The sequence below is a fragment of the Streptomyces sp. CA-249302 genome, from assembly GCF_050936785.1.
Taxonomy (GTDB): Bacteria; Actinomycetota; Actinomycetes; order Streptomycetales; family Streptomycetaceae; genus Streptomyces.
In genome coordinates this window covers 656,608-675,080 of the sequence record NZ_JBNJMG010000001.1, presented here as the reverse complement: position 1 = coordinate 675,080, position 18,473 = coordinate 656,608, and the positions used below count along the sequence as shown (strand labels likewise).

Genomic DNA, 18,473 nt, shown 5'->3' with positions numbered 1-18,473 from the left:
GTCTCTCCGCACCGTGTTTGCGCGCGAGTGCCCGTGACAACCGGATACCCAACCCGCGGGAGATCCCTCATGCCGCTCGACGGACCGGTATCGGACGTATCAGCTGCCGGTCAGCCGAAGCGTTCGATCCGGATCCGGTCCACGGGCTGGCCGACCGCGACGAGGAGCCGCGAGGCATGCTCGGCGAAGGCGTTCGAGCCGCACACATAGGCCTCCCAGCCATCTGCGGGCGGCTCGGCCAGGAGCGGCGCCACATGTGCGGCGGCCATACGTCCCACCGGCACACCCTCCGGCGCGCTCCGCGTGAACACAGGTGTCGTCTCGGCGCCGAACTCCCGCGCGTAGATGAGCTCCTCGGGACTGCGCGCGGACACCAGCAGCCGCAGCGGCACGTCGAGGCCGCGCGCCCGATGGTGCCGCACCATCGACATCAGCGGTACGACCCCGGAGCCGGCGCCGATCAGCAGCGCGGGCCGGTCGCCGGGCCAGGCGAAGAAGCCGCTCAGCGGGCCGCGCACCTCGACCTCGTCGCCGGGCCTGGCCAGGGTGTGGAACCAGCCCGACACCTCGCCGCCCTCGACATGGTCCAGGGTCAGCTCGACGTGCCCCGGGTCGTCGGGCGCGGACGCGATCGAGTAGTGCCGCTGGGCCGCGTAGCCGTCCTCGGCGGTCAGCCGCAGCATCAGGTGCTGGCCCGCAAGATGCCCCGCCCAGGCGGGCACCGCGAACCGGAAGGTCGAGGCGTGCGGGGTCTCACGGCGGATCTCGGTGAGCGTGGCGGTCTGCCACACCGCGGCGGCGCGGTTGCTCACCGCGATCCGGCCGGGCACGGCGAAGCGGGTGGTGGGAGTGAAGGCCTCAGTCACCGGAGTACCGCTGCTCCTCCCACGGGTTGCCCCGCGCGTGGTAGCCGTTCTGCTCCCAGAACCCCGGCTCGTCGTGGTCAAGGAGCCGGATGCCCGCGATCCACTTGGCGCTCTTCCAGAAGTACAGGTGCGGCACCAGCAGCCGCGCCGGGCCACCGTGCTCGGGGTCGAGCGGCTTCCCCTCGTACTCGAAGGCGATCCAGGCACGTCCACCGGTCAGGTCGGAGAGGGGGAGGTTCGTCGTGTACCCGGTGTGCGAGTAGGCGACGGCATGGGTGGCGGACACATGTGGGCGCACCACATCGAAGAAGGCGTCCAGTGACACACCTCCGAACCGCACCCCGAACTTCGACCAGCTGGTCACGCAGTGGATGTCGCCCTCGTACGCCGACGTCGGCAGTGCGTGCGCCTGGTCCCAGTCCCAGCTCCGCGGCCGCTCCACGAGCCCGTCGACGCGGAAGGTCCAGTCGGCGGGCGGAAGCTCGGGCGTGACCTCGGCGGACAGCACGGGCCAGTCGTCGCCCGCGTCGTACTGGCCGGGCGGCAGCCCCTGGTTGTGGACGCGGGCGCGTCCGGTGAAGCCTCGGGTGACGTTCATGCTTCAACCGTACGCTGCCGTCGTCGGTGCTCCGCCCCTGGTCAGGGCGGCGATCATTGCGGCCGTATGAACTCTCCCGTGCGCGGGGAATAGCAGCTCGCCGATCTTCCTTGCCGACTGATGCCAGGCGCGAGCGAAGGAGAGTGGGAGCGATGCCGAAGGCGTACGTCTTCACCCGGTACGGCGGACCGGAGACCGAGGAGCTGGTAGAGGTGGACCGGCCGGTGCCCGGCCCCGGTCAGGTGCTCGTCGCGGTGCGTGCCGCCGGTGTGAACCCGGTCGACTGGAAGCAGCGCACCGGCTACCGGCGGCCCGGCGAGACCGGCGAGCGGGCCTTCCCCGCCTACTTCGGCAACGAGGTCTCCGGCGTGGTCGAGGAGCTCGGCGCGGGCGTCGAGGGCTTCGCCGCCGGGGACGCGGTCTTCGGCCGCCCGGTCGTCGGCGGGTACTCCGAGTACGCGCTGCTCTCGACCGACCTGATCGCCCACAAGCCCGCGGGCCTGTCCTTCATCGACGCGGCGACCCTGCCCGTCGCGGCCGTCACCGCGTACGACGGAATCCGCCAGCTGGACCTGCCGGCCGGCGCCACCGTGCTCGTCACCGGTGCGGGCGGCGGGGTCGGTGTCGCGGCCGTGCAGATCGCCCGCGCGCTCGGGCTGCGGGTCGTCGGAGTGTCCAGCGACGGCAAGAAGGACTTCGTCGAAGGCCTCGGCGCGGTGCACGTCCCGTCCGGTCCCGGCTGGACCGAGCGGGTCCCCGGCACCGTCGACGGCGTGTACGACCTGGTCGGCGGCGAGGTCCTCGCTCAGGCGGCGACCCTGCTCACCGACCGGACGAAGCTGATCACCGCAGGGGCGCCGCCCGAGGTGGTGGAGCGGTTGGGCGGCGCACGTGTCGCCCGCTCCCGCACCTCCGAAGGCCTCGCGGCCGCCGCGGATCTCGTGGTGAACGGCGCCCTCGACCCGCACGTCACCCAGACCTTCCCGCTGGAGCGGTCCGGCGAGGCGCTGCGCACGGTCGAGGACGGCCACGCCCGCGGCAAGATCGTGATCGAGGTCGCCGGATGAGCGACATACTCGACAACCCCGCCCTGGCCTCCCTGACCGGCCCGCACGCGCACTTCGCCGAGCGGCGCGGCCGCGTGCTGCGCTACCCCGTCGACGTCTCGCCCTGGCTCGCGCTGCCCGACGAACCCGACGCCGAGGACTGGGCGGACCTGGCAGGGCTCTGGGGCCCCGGCGCCGAGGTGCCGCTGCCCGGCTTCCGGGGTGAGGTGCCGGACGGCTGGGAGGTCACCCTGAGGCTCGACGGCGTACAGCTCGTCGACGACGGCCTCGACACCGCGCCGGACCCGGAGGCCGTCCGCCTGGGCCCCGCCGACGTGCCCGAGATGCTCGACCTGGTCGCCCGCACCCGCCCCGGCCCCTTCGAGGCGCGCACCATCGAGCTCGGCACCTACCTGGGCATACGGCGGGACGGCGCCCTCGTAGCCATGGCGGGGGAGCGGCTGCACCCGCCCGGCTGGACCGAGATCAGCGCCGTCTGCACCGACTCCGCCCACCGCGGCGAGGGCCTGGCGACCCGGCTGATCCTGGCCGTCGCGCACGGCATCCGGGAACGCGGCGAGACCCCGTTCCTGCACACCGCCGCCGCCAACACCACCGCCATCCGCCTGTACGAGTCCCTCGGCTTCGCCCTGCGCCGCACCACCGTCTTCGGCGCCGCCCGCTCACCCCAACACACTTCGGGCCAGAGGGAGTTGGCCGTCTCCTAGACCTCGCCCTCCGGGGGCGCCCACGAGTTGTAGCGCACGAGACAGTCGGCGAACCGTTCCAGATCCTCCGGTGCCCAGTCCGCGAGCCGCTCCCGGAAGGCCGCCCGTCGGCTGTCGGTCACCTGGGCAAGGATTTGACGGCCCGCCCCGGTCAGATGCAGGACCTGGACGCGGTGGTCGTCCGGGTCCACACGCCGCTCGACCAGCCGGGCCCGCTCCAGCGCGGCCACCTGCCGGCTGACCGTCGACTTGTCGAGCGCGTAGTGCGCGGCCAGGTCGGTGGCCCGGCAGCCGCCGCTCTCCTCCAGGTGTCCGAGCAGGGTGTACGACACCAGGGACAGCTCGGGGTGCATACGTCCCGCCGAGGCCCGGGCCCGGCGGGCGAAGACCGTCATCTCGCGCTGGATCGTCTCCACGGCCTCGTCCGCGTCCATCGGTACCTCCCTCACTCGCTTGGTTGTATAGTACAACTTGAAGAGAGAGTTGTATAAGCCAACCATTGGAGGTCGTCAGCGATGAGGTCGCCGGCGCTGCGCCATGTGCTCACGCACCTGATCACCCCGCTCCTGATGTGCGTCGGCATGGGGCTCGCGTACATGGGGGCGTTCGTCACCCCGGAGCCCCACCACCTGCCGGTCGCCGTCGTCGGCTCCGGGCCCGAGGCCAAGGTGTTCGCGCAGACGGTCAAGGACCAGGCGGGGGACAAGCTCGACGTCCGCACGGTCGACACCCGCGACGAGGCCGTCGACCTGCTCAAGTCCCGTGAGATCACCGGCGCCTACGTCCCGAGCGCCAAGTCGCCCGAGCTCGTGGTCGCCTCCGCCGCCTCCGGCATGGACACCACGGCCGTCGAGAAGGTCTTCACGCCGGTCGCCGCCGCCCAGGGCGTCCCGCTGAAGGTGACGGACATCGCCGCCCCGGTCGACGACGACCCCACCGGACAGGGCCTGTTCTTCCTGCTGATCGCGCTGAGCATCGGCTCCTACGCCTCCGTCGCCGCGCTCGGCGCCGCCGGCTCCGCCCTGCCGATCCGGGTCCGGGCCCTGCTGGCGCTCGGCGTCTCGGCGGTCGTGAGCGGCATCGGCGCGCTGCTCGCCGGACCCGTCTTCCACCTCGCCCACCACGACCTCACGAGCCTGTGGGGCATGGCCTGGCTCTACTCCGCGGGCATCCTCTTCATCGGCGTGGGCCTGCACACCTTCCTCAAGCGCTGGACCACCCTCGCCATGATGGTGCTCTTCGTGATGCTCAACTTCACCAGCTCCGGCGGCCTGTTCCGCCCCGACCTCCAGAACGGCTTCTTCGGCACCCTGCACGCCTTCTGGAACGGCGCCGGATTCGTCGAGGGCACCCGAAGCCTCCTGTACTTCGGCAGCGACGGCCTGTCCCGCAACGTGTGGACGCTGGCGGCCTGGCTGCTCCTCGGACTCGCCCTCACCGGGATCGCGGCCGCCTACGAGCGGACCAAGGCGGCGGTGTCCGAACCCGCCGTCGCACCGGTCGTCCGCGAGGCGGCGGAGGCCGAGGAAGAGGAGGTCGAGGAGACCGTGGGCGTCTGAGGGTTGGGGTAGTGTGGCCGACGGCCGTGGATCGCCCGGCCGTCGGAAACCGAGGAGGTGAGACCCATTACCGCTGTGGCAGGTCGGGTGCTCTCACCTCGAGTCGACGCGGATCACCGCCGGTAGGCGACCGCGAGAGCGCCCTTCGAATCCCCGAAAGGCTCTCGGCTTCCATGCCCCCTCTTTCTCCGTCCGCCCGTGACTCCGTCGTCGCCGCGCTGCGCGCCGCCGGTTGTGTCTTCGCCGAGGACGAGGCCCGGTTGATCCTGGCCGCCGCCCGCACCCCGCAGGAACTGTCCGGCCTGGTCGACCGCCGGGTCGCCGGCCTTCCCCTCGAACTCGTCCTCGGCTGGGCCGAGTTCCGCGGTCTGCGGATCGCGGTGGAACCCGGCGTCTTCGTGCCCCGCCGCCGTACCGAGTTCCTCGTCGAACAGGCCCTCGCCCAGGCCCCGCACGCATCGGTCGTGGTCGACCTGTGCTGCGGCTCGGGTGCCGTCGGCACCGCCCTCGCCGCCGCGCTCGGCGAGGTCGAACTGCACGCCGCCGACATCGACCCGGCCGCGGTGCGCTGCGCCCGCCGCAATGTCGCCGGCGCCGGCGGCCACGTCCACGAAGGCGACCTGTACGAGGCCCTGCCGGCCGGCCTGCGCGGCCGTATCGACATCCTGGCGGCCAACGTGCCGTACGTCCCCACCGGCGAGGTCGGCCTGCTGCCCGCGGAGGCCCGCGACCACGAACCGCTCGTCGCCCTCGACGGCGGCGGCGACGGCCTCGACGTCCTGCGCCGGGTCGCGGCGGGGGCGCTGCGCTGGCTGGCGCCGGGGGGTTGTGTGCTGGTCGAGACGAGCGAGGCGCAGGTGCCGGCGGCCGTGGAAGTGTTCACCGGCAGCGGCCTCACTGCATGTGTGGCGACCGACGAGGAGCGGTACGCGCATGTGGTGATCGGCACCGGAGCCTAGGGCACGCGGGCCGGGCAACGCCGTCGTGCACGTTACGGCGTTGCCCGGGACGCCCACTCACTGCGGTCGTCAGTTCCCGGGCCGCCGCCCGTTCCTCACGTCGTCGCGCCGCTCCCCGAAGGGCTCGGTGCCGGGCTGGCCGGCGGCGACGGCATGCGCCAGTCCCGCGGGCCGTGGCCCGGGAACCCGCGGCGGCCGTCGCCGCCCTGTCCCTTGCCGTCGAAGGTGCCGGAGAGGACGCGGGTCGCCGTCCTGGTGCCGCTGTCCGCACGGGTGCCGACCAGGAAGACGGTCTCGTCCTTCTTCAGGTCACCGGTCCCGGTGCTCTTCGTGCCGTCGTGCAGGACGGCGGTGTCCGAGTCGACGGTCCAGGCCCACTCGGCGCCGTCCTCGCTCTTCACCGTCACCTGGTCGCCGGACACCTTCTCGACGGTGCCGCGCTGCCAGACCCGGACGACCCACTTGCCGGTGTCCTGGTCCTTGACGGTCGACTCGCCGTGCACGCCCATGCCGCCGAAGTCGAACCACCGGCCGCCGTGCCTGCCGCCGGGACCGCCCGGGGACGGCGACGCCGAGCCGGACGCGGACGGCGTGGCGCTGCTCGTACCCGATCCGGTGCTGGTCGCGGCGTACGCGACCGTGCCGCCGAGGGCCAGTACGGCGACCGTCGCCGCCGCGATCACCGCGCGGGACCGCGCGGAACGTCCACGCCAGACCCGGTCCCAGGCGGGCTCCTGCGCGCTCTCGGGACCGCCCGGGCCGGTCATCACTTCCCAGTCCGGTGTCGTCTCGCCATGCTGGTCCGGTTCGTGCGTCACGGCTCGCTCCCATCGGCCACGGCACCCGGCATCCCCATGCCATGCCTTGCTGTGATTGTGCGATGGAGGCGATAAGGGTCAGGTAATCAAAACCTGTGAAAACCGGGCGTACGCTCCCGGTCCGCGCGGAGCGTCAACTCGTCTTCTGCACGCGGGCGATGAGCAGTGCCACGTCGTCGGAGTTGTCCGGCTGGTGCAGGGTGCGCAGCAGGAGGTCGCAGACCTCCTCCAGGGGGCGGTCCGGGCCGTCCAGCAGGGCCAGCAGCGCGTCCAGGCGCTCGTCGAGCGGGTGCTGGCGGGTCTCGACCAGGCCGTCGGTGTAGAGGACGAGGCGGTCGCCGGGTTCCAGGTCGACCGTGGTGGTGGAGAACGCGACACCGCCGACGCCCAGCGGGGCCCCGGTGGGCAGTTCGAGGAGCTCCGGGGGACGCCCGGCGCGGAGCCGGACCGGCGGCAGGTGGCCGGCGTTGGCGATCCGGCACTGCCGCAGTTCCGGGTCGTGGACGGCGTATACGCAGGTCGCGATGGAGTGGTCCAGGCCCTCGGTGATCCGGTCCAGATGTTCCAGCAGCCGCGCCGGATCGAGGTCGAGCGAGGCCAGCGTGTTCGTCGCCGTGCGCAGCCGGCCCATCGTGGCGGCCGCGTTGATGCCGCTGCCCATCACGTCACCCACCACGAGCGCCGTCTTGCCGCCGTCCAGCGGGATCACGTCGAACCAGTCGCCGCCGACCTCGGTGGTCGCGCCCGCCGGCTGGTAGCGGGAGGCGACCTCCAGGCCACCGGTGACCGGCGGGTGGCTGGGCAGCAGGCTGCGCTGGAGGGTGAGGGCGGTGTCGCGGGCGTTCTGGTACCAGCGGGCGTTGTCGATCTGCACCGCCGCACGGGCCGCCAGCTCCCGGGCGAGCAGCAGGTCGTCCTCGCCGAACGGCACCGGATTGCGCGTCCGCTTGAGATCGAGGGCGCCCAGCACCTCGCCGCGCGCGATCAGCGGCACGGCCAGATAGGAGTGGACGCCGGCCCGGGCCAGCAGTTCGGCCGACTCGGGGGAGCGGGCGATGCGGGGCAGGTCCGCGGGCTCGACCTCGGCCACCATCACCGGCCGGCCGGTGCGCACGCACTCGGTGACCAGGCGGTCCGGGCCGTACCGGGCCACCTGCCCGGGCGGATCGGCCGCGCGCAGCGCCTCCGGGGCGTCGTGCGCCTCCACGGCCAGGGCCCGGATCACCGCCGACTCGGACGGGCCCAGGCTGCTGCGTCTGCCTTCGACCACGGCTTCGAGCAGGTCGACGGCGGCGATGTCGGCGAGCTCCGGCACGGCCACATCGGCCAACTCGCGGGCGGTGCGGTCCAGTTCGAGTGTGGTGCCGATGCGGGCCGAGGCGTCCGCGATCAGAGCCAGCCGCCGCCGTGCGGCCTCCGCCTCTATGCCCGCCCGGTGCTGCTCGGTGACGTCCACGACCGAGCCCGCCAGGCCCAGCACGGTCCCGGTGGCGTCCGCCAGCCGGTACAGCGAGATCACCCAGGCTCGCTCGTCCTCCGGGTCGGCCGGAGTCCGTCCGACCGTCTTGTGGTCGACGACGGGACGCCCGGTCTCCAGTACCTGACGCATGGCCGACTCGATGGCGTCGACGTCGAGGAGCGGCAGGACCTCGCGGACGGAGCGGCCGATGTGCTCGGCGGCGGGAACCCCGTTGAGCCGCTCCAGCGCCGGATTGACGGACACATAGCGCAGATCGGTGTCGAGGACGGCAAGGCCGACCGGGGACTGGGCGATGACCTGCGTGGACAGCGCCACGTCCCGCTCCAGCCGCCGTACCGTCGAACGGTCGGCACACAGCCCCAGCGCGTACACGTCGCCGTGGTCGTCCAGGAGCCGCATGTTGCGGAACTCCACCAGCCGCGTGCTGCCGTCCTTGCGGCGGATGGGGAAGGCCCCGGCCCAGCTCTGGCCGGTGAGCATGACGTCGGCGAACAGCTTGACCACCAGGTCGAGGTGTTCCTCGTGGACCATGATCCGGGCCGCGTACTGACCGAGCGCCTCCCGCGCCGGATAGCCGAACAGCTCCTCGGCCTGCGGGCTCCACAGCACGATGTGGCCACGGGCGTCCAGCACCACCGAGGCCACGCGCAGCACGTCGAGCAGGCCGCTCGGGCCCACCGACTCCTCGCCCTCGGCCACCGGAAACCCGGGTGCACTCATTCCACGCACCGCCTTCGCCCGTTCACGCGGCACGCCGTCCCCCGTGCCGACTCCCCTGTTCTACCGCGCTCAACCGTCCCTGTGACGCCTCCGTCGCCCACCTCCACCATCCCTCAACACACCCGGGACCGTCCCCCGCAGCGCTGACGACAGTACCCGGCACGGAACGTCACCGAGTCGAAAGCCCCCGTTACCTATTTGGTCTGTACATGCCTACGGTGCCGGGCCAGACTGTCCGCCGAGCACGCCCCGCGCCCACCCCCCCCCATGGAGGAGCCCTCCCATGCCCCTGCGCGCCCGGCAACGTTGTCACACGGCCCTCACCGCGGCCCTCCTCGCCACCGCCGCGGTCCTGTCGGCCGCCCCGCCCGCGTCGGCCGCCGACACCTGGACCGAGGTGGGCTCCGACCGTGCCGACCCGCTGACCGAGAGCCAGGGCCTGACCTCGGTCGAGGTCCCGGCGAACAGCGCCAACCGGTACACCGGCATCGGCACCATCCCGGTGAGCGTCTCCAGCCGTGGGTGGAACCACGTCGGCGACCCCGACGAGTCCTACGACGGCTACTACGTCGAGCCGTACCAGGCGGACTCCGGCACCGCCAAGATGTACCGGGCCCAGGCCCCCGACGGCACCTGGTCGGAATACGTCCACACGCTCGCCTCCGGCGAGGCCCTCAACAACTCCTGGGACGCGATCTCGCCCGACAGCCAGTACATGCTCTCCGGCGAGTGGGGCACGATGACCCGCTTCCTGGTCTTCCCGACGCCGGGTGCCAACAAGAGCACCTCGCCGTCCGCCAACCTCCCGCTGGCCTCCGTCGTCAACCTGGACCACGCCGTGCGCGACGTCCAGGGCTGCGACTTCACCGGCGCGACCACGCTGCTGTGCTCCTCGGACGACCCGGACGGCAGCCTCTTCGGCTACACCAAGCCGCTGCTCCAGATCGACCTGTCCGGCCGGCCCGGGACGAGCGACGTCACCGGGCATGTCACCGCCCTGCGCCAGCTCCCGCTGCGCAGCTCCTGCTCGGGCACCTTCGAGGCCGAGGGCATCGACTACGACCGCCGTACCGGGACCCTGCGCGTGATCGTGATGTCGCCCGGCTTCTGCATCCTGACGGACAGCAAGACGTACCGCTTCACCAAGAGCTGAGCTCGCGCTGGTCCCGCCGGGACAGTGGTGCTTTTCTGGGGATGTGGCGCGGTTCGCGGGGAACCCGCACGGCCGCGCCCACCCCAGGAGAGGAGCGATCACGATGGACCGTGAGCGACTGCACGACGAGTCCGTCTCCCTCGAGATCAGCGGATGCAGCAAGGAAGACGCCCGGATCGTGTTCGACACGCTGTGCGCGTGCTTCGAGTCCGACCGGGGGGCCGACGAGGTGCCGCAGCAGCTTCATGAGACGCGGCCGATGGTGTGGATCGGGACGTTCGAGGTGACCGACGCGCACACCTGTCCGGCGCCGAAGCGACTGTCGTCCTCGGTGGAGGCCGACGCGCAGGGCGGTTACTGGGCGATCGAGCGGTTGCGCACGACCCTGGACTCGATGTTCACGGTGCGCGACCTCTCGTCCGCGTCCGGGGATCAGGAGCGGGAGCTGCACGTGGTTCTGGAAAGCCGCTGAGTGTCGATCGGGCCCGCCCTCTTTTGCAACTAGTTGCATAAACCGTTCGCGGTCGTCTACAACAGAGGCACGACACCGCGACGGAGGGCCCGATGAGCCGCTACCCCCACCTGCTGACCCCGCTCGACCTGGGCTTCACCACGCTGCCCAACCGCGTGCTCATGGGTTCCATGCACGTCGGTCTGGAGGAGGCCGAGCGCGGCTTCGAGCGGATGGCGGAGTTCTACGCCGCCCGGGCCCGCGGGGGAGTGGGGCTGATCGTCACCGGCGGCATCGCGCCCAACGAGGCGGGGCGGCCGTACGACGGAGGCGCGAAGCTCACCACCGACGCCGAGGCCGAGCAGCACGCCGTGATCACGGAGGCGGTGCACCGCGAGGGCGGCCGGATCGCCATGCAGATCCTGCACTTCGGGCGGTACGCCTACCACCAGGAGCTGGTCGCACCGAGCCCGCTCCAGGCGCCGATCAGCCCCTTCCCGCCGCGCCCGCTCACCGACGACGAGGTCGAGCAGACCATCGACGACTACGCCCGCGCCGCCCGCCTCGCGCGGCAGGCCGGCTACGACGGCGTCGAGATCATGGGCTCCGAGGGCTACCTCATCAACGAGTTCATCGCCGCGCAGACCAACCGGCGCACCGACCGCTGGGGCGGCTCGTACGAGAACCGGATGCGCTTCCCGGTCGAGATCGTGCGGCGGGTGCGCGAGGCCGTCGGTGAGGACTTCATCATCATCTACCGGCTGTCCATGCTGGACCTGGTGCCGGGAGGGTCGACCCTCGACGAGGTGATCACGCTCGCCAAGGCCGTCGAGGCGGCCGGCGCGACCATCATCAACACCGGCATCGGCTGGCACGAGGCCCGCATCCCCACCATCGCCACCTCCGTGCCGCGCGGCGCCTACACCTGGGTGACGAAGCGGCTCATGGGCGAGGTTGCCGTCCCGCTCGTCACCACCAACCGCATCAACACCCCAGAACTGGCCGAGGAGTTGCTCGCCTCGGGCCATGCGGACATGGTCTCCATGGCCCGCCCGATGCTCGCCGACCCCGACTTCGTCGCCAAGGCCGCGGACGGGAAACCGGAGGCCATCAACACCTGCATCGGCTGCAACCAGGCCTGTCTCGACCACACCTTCAGCCTCAAGATCACCTCCTGCCTGGTCAATCCGCGCGCCTGCCACGAGACCGAACTCGTGCTCACCGCAACGCGGTTGAAGAAGCGAGTCGCCGTCGTCGGCGCCGGACCGGCCGGACTCGCCTGTGCCGTCTCGGCGGCCGAACGCGGCCACGAGGTCACGCTGTTCGACGCCGCGAGCGAGGTCGGCGGCCAGCTCAACGTCGCCCGCAAGGTCCCCGGCAAGCAGGAGTTCGACGAGACGCTCCGCTACTTCCGCCATCAGCTCGACGCCCACGGCGTGGACGTACGCCTCAACACCCCTGTCGAGGCCGGGGACTTGGCGGACTTCGACGAGGTCGTCGTCGCCACCGGCGTCACCCCCCGCACCCCCGACATCCCCGGCGTCGACCACCCCAGCGTCGTGGGCTACCTGGACGTGCTGCGCGACAACGTCCCCGTCGGCGACCGCGTCGCCATCCTCGGCGCGGGCGGCATCGGCTTCGACGTCGCCGAGTTCCTCACCGACGGCGGCGACAAGGCGCACGAGGACCCGGCGACGTACTTCCGTCAGTGGGGCGTCGACATGGACTACCGCGCACCCGGCGGCCTCGCCGCGCCCGAGCGGACCGCGCCACCGCGCACCGTCCACCTGCTCCAGCGCAAGACCACCAAGGTCGGCGCCGGCCTCGGCAAGACCACCGGCTGGATCCACCGCGCCGAGCTCAAGCACCGCGGTGTCACCATGGTCCCGGGCGTCAGCTACGACCTCATCGACGACGCCGGACTGCACGTCACCGTCGGCGAGGAGAGCACCGTGCTGCCCGTCGACACGATCGTGCTGTGCGCCGGGCAGGAGCCGCGCCGCGACCTGTACGAGGAACTGGTCGCCGCAGGCCGCAGCGCGCACCTGATCGGCGGCGCCGACGTGGCCGCCGAACTGGACGCCAAGCGCGCCATCAAGCAGGGCACCGAGGTCGCGGCCGCCCTCTAGGCAACGGCCGCCGTCCCTAGGATGACCGCATGTCACTCCCGCACGCGATCCTGACCGCCCTGCTGGAAAAGCCGTCCTCGGGGCTGGACCTGACCCGCCGGTTCGACAGGTCGATCGGCTACTTCTGGTCGGCGACCCATCAGCAGATCTATCGCGAGCTGGGAAAACTGGAGGCCGAGGGGCACATCCGGGCGCTGCCGACCGAGCAGCCGGCCCGTGGGCAGAAGAAGAGCTACGAGGTCCTGCCCGCGGGCCGCGCCGAACTGGCCCGCTGGACCGCCGCGCCCCAGGACCCCAAGCCGCACCGCGACCCCCTGCTGTTGCGGATGCGCGCCTCGGCCGTCGTGGGCACCGACGGCATCGAGGCCGACCTGCGCCGCCATCTCGCCCTGCACCAGCGGCAGTTGGCGGAGTACGAGAAGATCGAGAAGCGTGACTTCCCGCCCGGCAAGGACACTCCCCAGGACCGGCTCCAGCACCTGGTGCTGCGGGCCGGCATCGACCTGGAGACCTTCTGGACGCAGTGGCTCACGCACGCGCTGGAGGAATTCGACCGGCTTCCCGACGCGGACACGGCCTGAGTCCGCGGGCCCTCAGAGGCGGTACGGCTTCGCGCGGCGGCGCAGGTACCAGCCGGTCGCGATGACGCCCGTACCGACCAGGGCACTGCCCACTCCCAGCGTGAGCGGGCCGTAGTCGCGGACGGCACCGCCGAGACCGCCCATGACGCCGAGCGACGGCGAGGAGGTCGCGGAGATCGTCGGGGACGAGGCGGCCGAGACGATGACCGACTGCGAGCCCGCGGTGCTGTTGTTGGACGCACACATCACCACGACGGTGTAGGTGCCGGGGCTCACACCCTGCCAGGCCGCCGTCTGGAGGCTGGTCGTCCCCGACAGGGCGACCTGCCGGCCCTGGGCGAAGTTCGCCTGGCTGCTGTTGAGCAGCGAGGCGGTGCCCCACATGCCGTTGGAACTGGTCTGGTTGCACACCGTGGTCGTCACCGACACGGTCGAGCCGCTGGTGCTGACGGAGATCCCCGTGCCCAGGGCCGCGGCGGGCGTGGCTGCCAGGGCGACCGGAAGCGCGGCGGCCGCCACGGCCAGGCCGGAGCGGAGGAGAAGCGATGAGTTGCGCATGGGACTGCCCTCCGGCGGCACGGTCGGCGGTACATCCCTAGCGCCGCCGAGGGTCGGGAAACGCCCGTGCTGCCTCAGGGGAAGCCAACGTGCCCCGGCCCCGCCGCGCATGCGGGCGACCGCCGGGCAGGTGACGGATTCCATCGTCCGGCCCAGAGAAGGGCGCTCACCCCGTGGTCACCGTCCGCTCGGCGGAGAAGCCGCCCCAGGTCCCGTCGGGCAGCTTCGCCCTGATCCGCACCCGATGGGTCACGCCCGCATCCCGGCCGACATAGAAGGAGTACGACGCCCGGTCGCGCGGCGCCTTCCCGCCGTACACCAGCGAGGTGGCCGACTGCCCGTCCAGGCGGATCTGGTACTCGGCGATCACGCCGTCCGCGCGGGGCGGGACCCAGGCGAGGTCGAGGTAGTAGGCCCCGTCCGTACGGTGGGTCGTCGCGCGGAAGCCGGTGGGGGCGGTGTCGCGGCCGTCGTCCGTGCCCGGGGTGGTGACTCGCACGGTGGTGCCGGGGGCCGAGACGTTGTCGGCCGCGTCACGGGCCCGGACGGTGAAGGCGTAACGGGTGCCCGGCCGCAGGCCCGTCACCACTGTCGCCGTCTGGTTCCCGCCCACGCTGTGGATCTTCGAGGCGCCCTGGTAGACGTCGTACGACACCACACCCGTGTCGTCGCCGGCGGCGGACCAGGACAACTGGACGGCCCGGCTGCCGACCGCCCGGCCCTGCGCCTTGCCGGGCGCGGTCGGCGCCCGGTCGTCCGCCGCCACGGCCGCGGGCGTCGAGGCGCGCGCCTCGCGGCCGGGCGGGCCGAGGCGGCCCTCGGTGTCCCGCGCCCGCACGGTGAACACGTACCCGGTGGACGGCCTGAGCCCGATGACGTCCACCATGTGCTCCGAACCCGGCACCTCCCTCACCTTCGTACGGCCGCGGTACACCTCGTAGACGCTGATCCGGGGCTCGGCCGACACGGCGTTCCACATCACGTGGACGCTGGTCGAGCTGCCCGCCGCGGCCGTGACACCCACGGGCGCCGGCGGCACACGGCCCTCGTCGGCCTCGCTCCGCCCGCAGGCCCCGAGCAGGGCCACCGCCGTGTACAACGCGAGGGATCGGTACAGGAGAACGGCGGCTCGACGCACGGCTCTGCCTCCCCGGAAGGCGCGGCTGTAATGGTCCGTACCAATATGACGCTGCTGACGCGATCACATCAAGAGGGTGGGGTGAGGTGAGAGGGTGTTGGTGACCCCGCGCGGGAGTTACGTATGCTGAAGCTCCTCACGGCCGAACTCTCCATGAGGGCTCGGGAGTTCATGCCGGTGGCGCGGGCCGCTGTCGTCGCTGTTCCCGCGCCGTGACGCGGGTGGCCGGGCGGCCGGAGCCGACGCAGGCTCAGGTCCCCGGCCCCTGCGTGCAGTTCGTGAACCCCTGCCGTGGCGCGGGTGTGCACCGTCCGGACCCCCAGCGGTGGCCGCATGATCGGAACGGCACCACATTGGGCTGAGTGTCCGTCAGTGTCGCCCAGGAGAGGGTCCCTTATCGTGCGTGTCCAGTCGCTCACGCTGGCCGCGGCCTGCGCCGCCCTGCTCGCCCCCGCCGCGCTGCCCGCCGCCGAGTTCCGCTTCGCTCAGGAGCCGGTGGCCTGGCGCGAGGGAGACGTCCGTGCCGCCGACCTGCTGGCCAAGGTGCGTGACTGCGTCCAGATCTCCCGGGGGCGCTACCGCAGCGACGACGGGATGCCGGCGAACATCCCGGTCTGCGGCACCCGGGACGCCGTCTTCTGGAAGTCCGACATGGACATCGACTGCGACGGACAGACCGGCCCGCGCTGCAACCGCCGCAGCGACCCGCTGTTCTCCTCGCTCACGGCCTACCAGCAGTCCGACGGCCGCTATCTGAGCGCCGAACGGCTGCCGTACATCGTGGTGCCGTCCGTGAGCCGGATCTGGAACCACCGCGAGCACGGCGTGCGCGGTGGCGCGGTCGCCGCCGTCGTGTACCGGGACCGGGTGCAGTACGCGGTCGTCGGCGACGTCGGGCCGCACGACATCATCGGCGAGGCGTCCTACGCCACCGCCAAGGGCCTCGGCATCACCCCGGACCCGCGCGGCGGCGGCACGCCCTCCGGCGTCACCTACATCGTCTTCAAGGACTCGCAGGTCAAGCCGATCGAGGACCACGCCGCCGCCGTCGCGACCGGACAGCGGCTGGCGCGGATGTTCGTGAAGAGCAAATAGCGCGGCCCTCGGGTCAGACGGCCGACCAGCCGTCGTCGACGGCCAGGACCACGCCGTTGATGTTGCTCGCCGCGTCCGAGGCGAGGAACAGGATGGCGGCGGCCTGCTCCTCGGGCTGGGCGATGCGCCCCACGTTGACGAAGTGCGGGCCCAGCGCGGCCGGTCCGTGCGCGGCCTGGTCGGCGTCCACGGCGATGTTGGTCGCCGTGCCGCCGGGCGCGATGGCGTTCGCGCGGATGCCCTGCTTGCGGTACATCACGGCCAGGTTCTTGGTCAGCCCCACCACGCCGTGCTTCGAGGCCGTGTAGGCGGCACCCGCCGCGCTGCCCCGCAGACCGGCCTCGGAGGCGGTGCTCACGATCGCACCCTTGCCCGCCGCCAGCATGTGCGGCAGCACCGCCCGGGTGAGCAGGAACGGGGCCGTGAGGTTGACCCGGATCACCCGCTCCCACTCGGCGTCGGCCACGTCCGCCAGCGCCGACATGCGGTCCATGATCCCGGCGTTGTTCACCAGCACGTCCACCCCGCCGAAGCCGTCCACGGCGGTGCTCACCACCTGGTCCACCACGGCCTGCTCGCTCAGGTCGCCGGCGACGGTGACCGCCGTGCCGCCCGCCTCCTCGATCTCCGACCTGACCTTCTCCGCGCCCTCGGCGTTCAGGTCCGCGATCACGACCCGGGCGCCCTCCGCGGCGAAGGCCAGGGCGGCGGCGCGGCCGATGCCCGAGCCTGCTCCGGTGACGATCACGCTGCGTCCGTCGAATCCGCCGGCCATGTGGTGCTCCTGTTCCTGTGGTTCCTGTACGGGGCCACCATACGACTTAATGTCTTCAAGTGACATAAAGTCGTGGTGGAGAATTCCGGAGGAGTGATCACCTTCAAGCCGGAGGACCGCATGACCGCCGCCCGCGGACGCACTGGACGACCGCCGCTGACCGACGAACGCAAGGCCGAGATCCGGCTGGACATCGCCCGCGCCGCGGTGGACCTGTTCGTCACCCAGGGCGTCGCGGCGACCACCGGCGAACAGATCGCACAGGCGGTCGGCGTCTCGGCCCGGACGGTGTGGCGCTACTTTCCGAGCAAGGAGGCGTGTGTACGGCCCCTGTTCACGGCCGGCATCGACATGCTCGCCGCCCGGCTGCGGGAGTGGGGGCGGGGGCGGCCGCTGGAGGAGATCTTCGAGGGGGAGGTCACGTCGGACCTGCGGATCGTCACCGGGCCCGACCGGGCCACCGTGGGGGCGCTGGTCCGGCTGACCCGTACGGAACCGGGACTGCGCGCCGTCTGGCTCCAGACGTACGACGAGGCGGAACCGGCCTTCGCCCGCGCCCTCGCCGAGCGCGCCGGACTGCCCGCCGACGACCTGCGTCCCGCCATCCAGGCGGCGATGTTCAACGCGGCACTGCGCGCGGCCGTCGAGTACTACGCCTGGAGCAGCGCCGACACGGAGCTGGACCGCACGGCGGCGGAGGCCGAGCTGACCCGGACGATGCGGGCGGCGCTCGCCGCCGTGGCCGCCGGCCTCACCTGAGAGCCCGGTTCACACCTTCCGGTACGTGTACGCCTCCGCGGCCGCCGCCTCCACCGCCGCGAGGTCGGCGCCGGTCGACGCCGTGACGACCGCCGCCACCGCGCCCTCCACGAAGGGGGCGTCCACCAGCCGGGTGTTGTCCGGGAGTTCGTCGCCCTCGGCGAGCAGGGCCTTCACCGTGAGGACGGCGCTGCCGAGATCGGTGAGCACGGCGACGCCCGCGCCGCGGTCCACGGAGGCGGCCGCGGCGGCGATCAGCTCCGAGCTGGTGCCGAGCCCGCCGCCCTCCGTGCCGCCCGCCGCGGCGACGGGCACCGAAGTGCCGCCGCCCGCCAGCCCTTTCGCCAACTCGGCGACGGACGCGGCCACTTCGGCACTGTGCGAGACCAGCACGATGCCGACCGGATTGTCGTCACTCACCGTTCGCCTCGCTCGCTTCCCGGAGCGCGGCGATGAGCAGCGCCGACGAGGTGGCCCCCGGATCCTGGTGCCCGATGCTGCGCTCGCCCAGATAGCTCGCCCGGCCCTTGTGGGCCTGTAGCGGCGTCGTCGCGAGCGCGCCCTCCTCGGCGGCGGCGCCGGCCGCGGCGAAGCCGTCGCCGAGCGCGTCCACGGCCGGCACCAACGCGTCGATCATCGTCTTGTCGCCCGGAGCCGCCCCGCCGAGCGCCATCACCGCGTCCACCCCGGCCCGCAACGCCTGCGCGAACTGCTCCTCGCTGACCTCGGCGTCGTCCCCCAGCGCCTTGCCGGTCCGGCGCAGCAGCGTGCCGTACAGCGGCCCCGACGCACCGCCGACCGTCGAGATCAGCTGTCGGCCGGCCAGCGTCAGGACCGCACCCGGCGTACCCGGCGCCTCCTTCTCCAGCGTCGCGGCCACGGCCCGGAACCCGCGTTGCAGATTGCTGCCGTGATCCGCGTCCCCGATGGGGGAGTCGAGAGCGGTGAGCCGTTCCGCCTCACGGTCGACGGACACGGCGGTGGCCGTCATCCAACGGCGGAAGAAGTCGGCGTCGAGCACTGGATCTCCTTGCGTGGTAGGTACGTTGACACCCTCGCC

Annotated in this window: 20 protein-coding genes; 10 read left to right on the top strand and 10 right to left on the bottom strand. The window is 72.2% G+C overall.

Annotated elements, in window-relative coordinates; genetic code table 11:
• Window positions 1-110: 110 nt before the first annotated feature.
• Together ACQEWB_RS03020 and ACQEWB_RS03015 are read right to left on the bottom strand one after the other, a co-directional pair.
• Window positions 111-866, bottom strand: a complete 756-nt coding sequence (locus tag ACQEWB_RS03020) for a ferredoxin reductase (protein WP_432826715.1) — start codon at window positions 864-866, stop codon at window positions 111-113.
• Window positions 859-1,464 carry a sulfite oxidase-like oxidoreductase gene (locus ACQEWB_RS03015; RefSeq protein ID WP_432826713.1) on the bottom strand — a complete coding sequence of 202 codons (606 nt, stop codon included), beginning with the start codon at window positions 1,462-1,464 and terminating at the stop codon, window positions 859-861. The genes ACQEWB_RS03020 and ACQEWB_RS03015 overlap by 8 nt, the downstream gene beginning before the upstream one ends.
• Window positions 1,465-1,616: 152 nt before the next feature.
• On the opposite strand from ACQEWB_RS03015, the gene ACQEWB_RS03010 reads away from it, so the two are divergent.
• Together ACQEWB_RS03010 and ACQEWB_RS03005 are read left to right on the top strand one after the other, a co-directional pair.
• Window positions 1,617-2,531, top strand: a complete 915-nt coding sequence (locus tag ACQEWB_RS03010) for an NADP-dependent oxidoreductase (RefSeq protein ID WP_432826711.1) — start codon at window positions 1,617-1,619, stop codon at window positions 2,529-2,531.
• Window positions 2,528-3,238 (top strand): GNAT family N-acetyltransferase, encoded by a 711-nt coding sequence (locus ACQEWB_RS03005; RefSeq protein ID WP_432826709.1) that lies wholly within the window; start codon window positions 2,528-2,530, stop codon window positions 3,236-3,238. Before ACQEWB_RS03010 ends, ACQEWB_RS03005 begins: the two co-directional genes overlap by 4 nt.
• Here ACQEWB_RS03005 and ACQEWB_RS03000 read toward each other — a convergent pair.
• The gene (locus ACQEWB_RS03000; protein WP_432826707.1) at window positions 3,235-3,672 is read right to left on the bottom strand and encodes a MarR family winged helix-turn-helix transcriptional regulator; all 438 of its coding nucleotides are present in this window, start codon (window positions 3,670-3,672) and stop codon (window positions 3,235-3,237) included. The two genes, ACQEWB_RS03005 and ACQEWB_RS03000, sit on opposite strands and share 4 nt — an antisense overlap.
• Before the next feature lie 81 nt (window positions 3,673-3,753).
• Here ACQEWB_RS03000 and ACQEWB_RS02995 point away from each other — a divergent pair, with 81 nt between their 5' ends.
• Both ACQEWB_RS02995 and ACQEWB_RS02990 read left to right on the top strand, forming a co-directional pair.
• Complete coding sequence (locus tag ACQEWB_RS02995) at window positions 3,754-4,797, top strand: hypothetical protein (RefSeq protein WP_432826706.1); 1,044 nt, start codon at window positions 3,754-3,756, stop codon at window positions 4,795-4,797.
• A 173-nt stretch (window positions 4,798-4,970) separates the two neighbouring features.
• Window positions 4,971-5,756 (top strand): putative protein N(5)-glutamine methyltransferase, encoded by a 786-nt coding sequence (locus tag ACQEWB_RS02990; RefSeq protein WP_432826704.1) that lies wholly within the window; start codon window positions 4,971-4,973, stop codon window positions 5,754-5,756.
• A 95-nt stretch (window positions 5,757-5,851) separates the two neighbouring features.
• Here the strand turns inward: ACQEWB_RS02990 and ACQEWB_RS02985 are convergent, their stop codons facing one another.
• A complete protein-coding gene (locus tag ACQEWB_RS02985; protein WP_432826702.1) occupies window positions 5,852-6,574 on the bottom strand; it encodes a hypothetical protein in 723 nt (240 codons plus the stop codon).
• Window positions 6,575-6,707: 133 nt separating this feature from the next.
• Window positions 6,708-8,774: a SpoIIE family protein phosphatase gene (locus ACQEWB_RS02980; RefSeq protein WP_432826700.1), complete on the bottom strand. Its 2,067-nt coding sequence runs from the start codon at window positions 8,772-8,774 to the stop codon at window positions 6,708-6,710.
• 283 nt (window positions 8,775-9,057) lie between these two features.
• Here ACQEWB_RS02980 and ACQEWB_RS02975 point away from each other — a divergent pair, with 283 nt between their 5' ends.
• From ACQEWB_RS02975 to ACQEWB_RS02960, 4 genes are all read left to right on the top strand, one after another.
• Window positions 9,058-9,927: a hypothetical protein gene (locus ACQEWB_RS02975; RefSeq protein WP_432826698.1), complete on the top strand. Its 870-nt coding sequence runs from the start codon at window positions 9,058-9,060 to the stop codon at window positions 9,925-9,927.
• Window positions 9,928-10,030: 103 nt separating this feature from the next.
• A complete protein-coding gene (locus ACQEWB_RS02970) occupies window positions 10,031-10,399 on the top strand; it encodes a hypothetical protein (protein ID WP_432826696.1) in 369 nt (122 codons plus the stop codon).
• 92 nt (window positions 10,400-10,491) lie between these two features.
• On the top strand, window positions 10,492-12,507 hold the full coding sequence (locus ACQEWB_RS02965; RefSeq protein WP_432826694.1) for an FAD-dependent oxidoreductase: 2,016 nt from the start codon (window positions 10,492-10,494) through the stop codon (window positions 12,505-12,507).
• Between the two features lie 29 nt (window positions 12,508-12,536).
• On the top strand, window positions 12,537-13,088 hold the full coding sequence (locus tag ACQEWB_RS02960; RefSeq protein WP_432826692.1) for a PadR family transcriptional regulator: 552 nt from the start codon (window positions 12,537-12,539) through the stop codon (window positions 13,086-13,088).
• Between the two features lie 12 nt (window positions 13,089-13,100).
• Here the strand turns inward: ACQEWB_RS02960 and ACQEWB_RS02955 are convergent, their stop codons facing one another.
• Together ACQEWB_RS02955 and ACQEWB_RS02950 are read right to left on the bottom strand one after the other, a co-directional pair.
• Window positions 13,101-13,646, bottom strand: coding sequence for a hypothetical protein (locus ACQEWB_RS02955; RefSeq protein WP_432826690.1), 546 nt, complete (start codon window positions 13,644-13,646; stop codon window positions 13,101-13,103).
• A gap of 166 nt (window positions 13,647-13,812) precedes the next feature.
• Complete coding sequence (locus ACQEWB_RS02950; protein ID WP_432826688.1) at window positions 13,813-14,784, bottom strand: fibronectin type III domain-containing protein; 972 nt, start codon at window positions 14,782-14,784, stop codon at window positions 13,813-13,815.
• Between the two features lie 399 nt (window positions 14,785-15,183).
• Between ACQEWB_RS02950 and ACQEWB_RS02945 the strand changes: the two genes are divergently transcribed.
• On the top strand, window positions 15,184-15,879 hold the full coding sequence (locus tag ACQEWB_RS02945) for a glycoside hydrolase family 75 protein (protein WP_432826686.1): 696 nt from the start codon (window positions 15,184-15,186) through the stop codon (window positions 15,877-15,879).
• A 13-nt stretch (window positions 15,880-15,892) separates the two neighbouring features.
• Here ACQEWB_RS02945 and ACQEWB_RS02940 read toward each other — a convergent pair whose 3' ends face one another.
• Window positions 15,893-16,654, bottom strand: coding sequence for an SDR family NAD(P)-dependent oxidoreductase (locus tag ACQEWB_RS02940; RefSeq protein WP_432826684.1), 762 nt, complete (start codon window positions 16,652-16,654; stop codon window positions 15,893-15,895).
• 120 nt (window positions 16,655-16,774) lie between these two features.
• On the opposite strand from ACQEWB_RS02940, the gene ACQEWB_RS02935 reads away from it, so the two are divergent.
• Entirely contained in the window at window positions 16,775-17,413 is a 639-nt protein-coding gene (locus ACQEWB_RS02935) for a TetR/AcrR family transcriptional regulator (protein WP_432843623.1), read from the top strand.
• A 9-nt stretch (window positions 17,414-17,422) separates the two neighbouring features.
• On the opposite strand, the gene ACQEWB_RS02930 is transcribed toward ACQEWB_RS02935, so the two are convergent.
• Window positions 17,423-17,833, bottom strand: a complete 411-nt coding sequence (locus ACQEWB_RS02930) for a PTS-dependent dihydroxyacetone kinase phosphotransferase subunit DhaM (protein WP_432826682.1) — start codon at window positions 17,831-17,833, stop codon at window positions 17,423-17,425.
• Window positions 17,826-18,434, bottom strand: coding sequence for a dihydroxyacetone kinase subunit DhaL (gene dhaL, locus ACQEWB_RS02925; RefSeq protein WP_432826680.1), 609 nt, complete (start codon window positions 18,432-18,434; stop codon window positions 17,826-17,828). The genes ACQEWB_RS02930 and dhaL overlap by 8 nt, the downstream gene beginning before the upstream one ends.
• Window positions 18,435-18,473 lie beyond the last annotated feature (39 nt).

Coding starts and splice junctions, on each gene's coding strand:
- ACQEWB_RS02965 (WP_432826694.1), top strand. CDS start 10,492: ATGAGCCGCTACCCCCACCTGCTGACCCCGCTCGACCTGGGCTTCACC.
- ACQEWB_RS02975 (WP_432826698.1), top strand. CDS start 9,058: ATGCCCCTGCGCGCCCGGCAACGTTGTCACACGGCCCTCACCGCGGCC.
- ACQEWB_RS03010 (WP_432826711.1), top strand. CDS start 1,617: ATGCCGAAGGCGTACGTCTTCACCCGGTACGGCGGACCGGAGACCGAG.
- ACQEWB_RS02970 (WP_432826696.1), top strand. CDS start 10,031: ATGGACCGTGAGCGACTGCACGACGAGTCCGTCTCCCTCGAGATCAGC.
- ACQEWB_RS02940 (WP_432826684.1), bottom strand. CDS start 16,654: ATGGCCGGCGGATTCGACGGACGCAGCGTGATCGTCACCGGAGCAGGC.
- ACQEWB_RS03005 (WP_432826709.1), top strand. CDS start 2,528: ATGAGCGACATACTCGACAACCCCGCCCTGGCCTCCCTGACCGGCCCG.
- ACQEWB_RS02995 (WP_432826706.1), top strand. CDS start 3,754: ATGAGGTCGCCGGCGCTGCGCCATGTGCTCACGCACCTGATCACCCCG.
- ACQEWB_RS02955 (WP_432826690.1), bottom strand. CDS start 13,646: ATGCGCAACTCATCGCTTCTCCTCCGCTCCGGCCTGGCCGTGGCGGCC.
- ACQEWB_RS02980 (WP_432826700.1), bottom strand. CDS start 8,774: ATGAGTGCACCCGGGTTTCCGGTGGCCGAGGGCGAGGAGTCGGTGGGC.
- ACQEWB_RS02935 (WP_432843623.1), top strand. CDS start 16,775: ATGACCGCCGCCCGCGGACGCACTGGACGACCGCCGCTGACCGACGAA.
- ACQEWB_RS02990 (WP_432826704.1), top strand. CDS start 4,971: ATGCCCCCTCTTTCTCCGTCCGCCCGTGACTCCGTCGTCGCCGCGCTG.
- ACQEWB_RS02960 (WP_432826692.1), top strand. CDS start 12,537: ATGTCACTCCCGCACGCGATCCTGACCGCCCTGCTGGAAAAGCCGTCC.
- ACQEWB_RS03015 (WP_432826713.1), bottom strand. CDS start 1,464: ATGAACGTCACCCGAGGCTTCACCGGACGCGCCCGCGTCCACAACCAG.
- ACQEWB_RS03000 (WP_432826707.1), bottom strand. CDS start 3,672: ATGGACGCGGACGAGGCCGTGGAGACGATCCAGCGCGAGATGACGGTC.